Source organism: Paenisporosarcina sp. P5_A11, from assembly GCF_056400705.1.
Map to the genome: position 1 here is coordinate 1 of NZ_JBFUKT010000220.1, position 4,713 is coordinate 4,713.

Genomic DNA, 4,713 nt, shown 5'->3' on the forward strand with positions numbered 1-4,713 from the left:
TCTGAACTTCAAAGCCATACACAACGACGCCATCTTCGTCTTCTAGTTCAGAATCCTTTACTGTACCTGGAACTTCTTTTAAAGCAATGGCTTCTGCTTCTTTACTTGATAATGAAGCACTCTGTTGAAGATCTTGGATGTTGTCATCATTTTCTTCTCCGTCTTCTTCATCATTGCCTTCATCGTTATTTTCATTTTCAACTTTGAAAATGTCACCATTTTCAGCATTTACTTTGACATCTTTCACTCCTGAAGTTGTCTGAACTTCAAAACCATACACAACGACGCCATCTTCGTCTTCTAGTTCAGAATCTTTTACTGTACCTGGAACTTCTTTTAAAGCAATGGCTTCCGCTTCTTTACTTGATAATGAAGCTCTTTTTTGAAGATCTTTGATGTTGTCATCATTTTCTTCACCGTCTCCTTCATCATCGCCTTCATCGTTGTCATCATTTTCAACTTTGAAAATGTCACCATTTTTTGCATTTACTTTGACGTCTTTTACATCACCGGAAGTTGTTTGCACTTCAAATCCATAAACAAGGACACCATCTTCTTCTTCCAGTTCAGACTCTTTCACTGTTCCGGGAACTTCTTTTAAGGCAATGGCTTCTRCTTCTTTACTAGAAATTTTTGCGATTTTTTGCAATTGTGCACTGTTCTCTTTATCTTGATGTTCTTCTTGATTGGTGTTAGTTGTATTGTCTTTGGCAAACGCAGGCATCATATGGCTTGTACCTACGACTGCTCCTCCCACTAAAGTGAAAGCCAATGCTGGAATGATCAATTTCTTTTTCATAACCGAATTCCTCCTAAAATGTAGTGTGAAACGATCTTACAATCCTTATTGTGACAGACGTGTATGAAAAGACAGCTGACTTTTTTTAAGAAATTAGTGAATGTTAAGTGAGATAATTCTCATTTTTCTTTCCCTGCTGAATTATCTAAGATTAACAAAGATGTTACGTTTCATTCATATTCTTAACTTCAGCACGTTCTACTCCTCAGTTAAGACTTATCTGGATCGTCTCTTCTCGTTACGGTCAGATAGATGACTAAGCTCAAAATCGTTATGATGAAAATTGCACTGGTCCACACAGTACCCAGTCCAAGGCCCCCCTCTTGGTGAGACTGCGACAAATAATCCCCTAAAGAGGCGCCGAGAGGTCGAGTCAAGATGTAAGCAATCCAGAATGCCAACACTGCATTAAGCTTGAAGCGATAGTAGGCAATGGTCACTACCCCGATCAGTGCAGCAAACATCAGTGCTGAAATCCAGTAACCCAAATTAAGACCCTCTGCTACCAGATCACCGGCTGCAGTACCTAACGCGAAAGTAAACAGGATAGCCAACCAGTAGAACGATTCTCGCTTGGTTGTGTAAATGGAATGGATAGAAAGCGTCTTCTCACTCGTGTACCAAACTAAAAATGTGGCAAGCATTGCTAAGCTGAAGATGATAGTAGTCGTCACAAGACTAACTCCAAGATTGTCGACGAGGTTGTCGGTGATCAGCGTGCCGACAACGCTAATTAGCAAGACCGTGAGCCAGTAAATCCATGGCAGGTACTTCTTCGTCCTGAATTGGAAGAACAATGCGATGAGCAAGAGGCCACTCATAAGATAGGTTGTGTTGGCCATACCCCATTTCAGGTTAAAGCTTAGGAAGTCTGCCCCTGTCTCGCCCACCGTGGTTGCCATTATCTTTATGATCCAGAAGTAAATCGTGACTTCTGGAACCTTACTCAACATTTTCTGACATTTGGATTTCACCAAATCATTTTCATAATTATCCATTTATGAATCCTCCTTTTTTCTTTATTATTCCCATAATAAACTGATATGAAAAGATAACCTTCTAATGCTTATTAACAATAGTGAATAGTGTGAAAAACACCGATGACAGTTCCTACTTTTAATATAAAAGTTAATGTTGGAATGATTAGCATTCCTCCTAAAATATAGTGAGAAACGACGTTACAGTTCTTATTTTGACAGTCGGATATGAAAAAAAAGCGTTCACTTTTTAAGAAATGGATGAATGTTAAATGAGAAAACTCTCATTTTCAGTTCAATATAACTAAAGCAAATAATTAAATGACGTTTGATTACTTAGATTGTTATTTTTTTCAAATCACAAAGAATGAGAATACAAAACCTACTATGAAGTAGTAATTTTGGAACAAAGATAACTAATTAAAAAGTAAATAATTCGACATTAAATAAGTGAACGTATTGAAAAGTATACTTAATGGAGATGAAAATTGTGAAGATAGTTGAGGAATTTAATATATGTTGGATTTTTTAAGAATATTGTTAACGTTTTCCGGAATCCTTGTTGGGTTTCAACCACTGATGGCGATACGATTCGCGTGATGTATAAAGGTGTCAATGAACCGGTTCGATATTTATTAATAGATACACCCGAAACGAATCATCCGCGTCTCGGAAAACAACCTTTCGGAACTTAGGCAAAGGAACGCAATCGCGCTCTTGTGAATAGTGGGAATTTAACACTTGAATTTGATGTTGGTGAAAAGCGTGATAAATACGGACGTCTGTTAACTTACGTTTACATAAATGGTGAAATTTTAAAGAAGTGTTGATACGTGATGGGCTAGCACGCGTTGCCAATGTGTATCCACCAAACACACACTTAACACCTTACGAAGAAGTACAGCAAGTCGCTAAGTCGAAGAAATTAGGCTTTTGGGCAGTTGAAGACTATGCTACAGATTGAGGATTTGTGAGTAAGCCATCCACTTCTTCAGGAAGCCACTCTAATGATGGTGGTAGTTCGAAAGCTTCATCTGGAAGTTCCTCAGCAGTTTCAACACCTAATGCTCCAGCTACTGCGTCAGGGACGACAGAATGGTTCGATAACTGCACACATCTGCGCACCAAGTATCCAAATGGTGTTGAGAGCACCCTCCCCCTGCCTACCAGCCCAAAATGAACCGAGACAAAGACAACTTTGCATGTGAAAGATAATTAGAATATAGAATAGAAAACAGTCAGTTCCATGGAATCTTTTCGTCTGTCTAACGTGGAATGCGATTCATCCAAGTTGGATCTCTCCCTCTCCCTCTCCCTCTTTCAATTCGCACTTCCCTTATTAAATAGCGAAAAGTGCCTCCTTGTAGTAGACCACAGTACGTAAAAACAAAATGGACCTCCTCGGACTAGCACTTCAAGGATATATTAATCCACATCAGCGTCTCATGTAAAAACCATTCTCACTCACATTGACTTTCTTATTGAGCAGGTTGAGTTGTTAAATCATGAAGTCGCTACTAGACTATCCTCTCATCCAGAAGACATTGAGCGGTTGGATTCCATTCCCGGTATTGCCACTCGAATGGCCGAACAAATCTTAGCTGAGAATTGTACGGTATTCAGACTTGGAAGCTTGGGCTACAACGTGATGATAACTCAACCAAATGCATCCTAATCCAACAAATAATCCGATCCAAGTTTAGGCGATGCCCTTTTTAAAAAATCAAATGAGCTGCGTCTACTTTAGTATTGTCTTTTTTGGACTGTCTGAGATTTTAATTTTCACGGGAGTGCAATAATTTCAACAAAAAAAGCGTTACTCCTTCTTTCTATAACCTTTACACCTAAACAAAAAACGCCTAAAACCTTTATATATCAAGGGTTTTTGGCGTTACAAGAATGGTGGGTTATTTGAGTTAAAACGATACATGCGGAGCATACCTGTAAATACCGAAAGCTAACGTCTTTTCTCAGACGTTAGCTTTTTTCTTTTTTCTTATTCAACTAAAGAACCCGTTAGTTGAATAAGAAATGCGATCCATAACATATCTACTCTATCTCTGAACGAGTGTGCTGCATGCACCCTAGGTTGACATAACCACCGGAATGGAAAGTAATCAACTTGATTACCCCTTTAAATTCAAAAAGAAAAGCTGCCCTGCAACGGCAGCCGGCTCTTCAACTAATTTACTGTTAGTTAAATAAGCATCTATATTTTGGAATAAATAAAATCTATTTCTTTTTTATTTGCAACACATTCTTTAACTGCCAGAAAAGATAAAAGTGTTATAGATTTTTCTTGCCTACTTGCTGAATAAACTTTATGGTGACCATCAATCAAATAATGGCTTAAACAAAAATGCTTCGTATGATCAATTTCACCTTCCCAATCTGCGGGTTGCCTTACGTCTAAAACCGTCAGCGCTACAGCAGTTGGTTTATTTAATTCATTAATAGTTTTATCATAATTCTCTATAGTATCTTCATCTAACCAATTTTGTGGTGTCATTGGAACGATAAATTCAAATAACATCTTTTCATTGGATAATGCTTTCGTTTCTCCTCTGTAATACTGTACTTTAGGAGAGTTGGGTAATCCCCAGAAAGTGTCAATTCCCCAAATCTGAACCTGCTCATTAACAAAGTAATCCTTTTCATTGCCAAGAACAACTAAGCTAGGGTTAACTTCAATGAGAGATATGATGTATTTACCTGCTGGAATTATTTTTGAAATATCGTTAAGAAATGATACATCTATCTTACTTAGACCACTTCTTAATTGCTGGGATAGAATCTCTGGGGCCATGCTACTTTTATTAGCTCCACCTAATCTTTCAAAGAAGAAACTACACGTATCACAATTAACTCCAATATAGTAAGCTTTTTCTCCTTCAATGGTTAGGAAACGCTCCCATTCCGAATTAGAAAAATCAATAA

Annotated in this window: 6 protein-coding genes; 2 read left to right on the forward strand and 4 right to left on the reverse strand. The window is 37.9% G+C overall.

All coding sequences use genetic code 11. The annotated features are described in order from the left end of the window. Both AC1DOS_RS18095 and AC1DOS_RS18100 read right to left on the reverse strand, forming a co-directional pair. A partial coding sequence (locus tag AC1DOS_RS18095) for a PepSY domain-containing protein (protein WP_477538619.1) occupies positions 1–799 on the reverse strand: 799 nt, incomplete at its 3' end. A 209-nt stretch (positions 800–1,008) separates the two neighbouring features. After that, positions 1,009–1,797 carry a COG4705 family protein gene (locus tag AC1DOS_RS18100; protein ID WP_477538620.1) on the reverse strand — a complete coding sequence of 263 codons (789 nt, stop codon included), beginning with the start codon at positions 1,795–1,797 and terminating at the stop codon, positions 1,009–1,011. Positions 1,798–2,599: 802 nt separating this feature from the next. On the opposite strand from AC1DOS_RS18100, the gene AC1DOS_RS18105 reads away from it, so the two are divergent. After that, a complete protein-coding gene (locus AC1DOS_RS18105) occupies positions 2,600–2,740 on the forward strand; it encodes a thermonuclease family protein (protein WP_477538621.1) in 141 nt (46 codons plus the stop codon). On the opposite strand, the gene AC1DOS_RS18110 is transcribed toward AC1DOS_RS18105, so the two are convergent. Beyond that, positions 2,725–2,889, reverse strand: coding sequence for a hypothetical protein (locus tag AC1DOS_RS18110; protein WP_477538622.1), 165 nt, complete (start codon positions 2,887–2,889; stop codon positions 2,725–2,727). The two genes, AC1DOS_RS18105 and AC1DOS_RS18110, sit on opposite strands and share 16 nt — an antisense overlap. Positions 2,890–3,271: 382 nt before the next feature. Here AC1DOS_RS18110 and AC1DOS_RS18115 point away from each other — a divergent pair, with 382 nt between their 5' ends. Next, on the forward strand, positions 3,272–3,451 hold the full coding sequence (locus AC1DOS_RS18115; protein WP_477538623.1) for a hypothetical protein: 180 nt from the start codon (positions 3,272–3,274) through the stop codon (positions 3,449–3,451). Between the two features lie 534 nt (positions 3,452–3,985). Here AC1DOS_RS18115 and AC1DOS_RS18120 read toward each other — a convergent pair. Further along, a partial coding sequence (locus AC1DOS_RS18120; protein ID WP_477538624.1) for a hypothetical protein occupies positions 3,986–4,713 on the reverse strand: 728 nt, incomplete at its 5' end.

What these genes read in the sequence shown, in the direction of transcription:
- AC1DOS_RS18100 (WP_477538620.1), bottom strand. Translation starts at nt 1,797, where the DNA reads ATGGATAATTATGAAAATGATTTGGTGAAATCCAAATGTCAGAAAATG.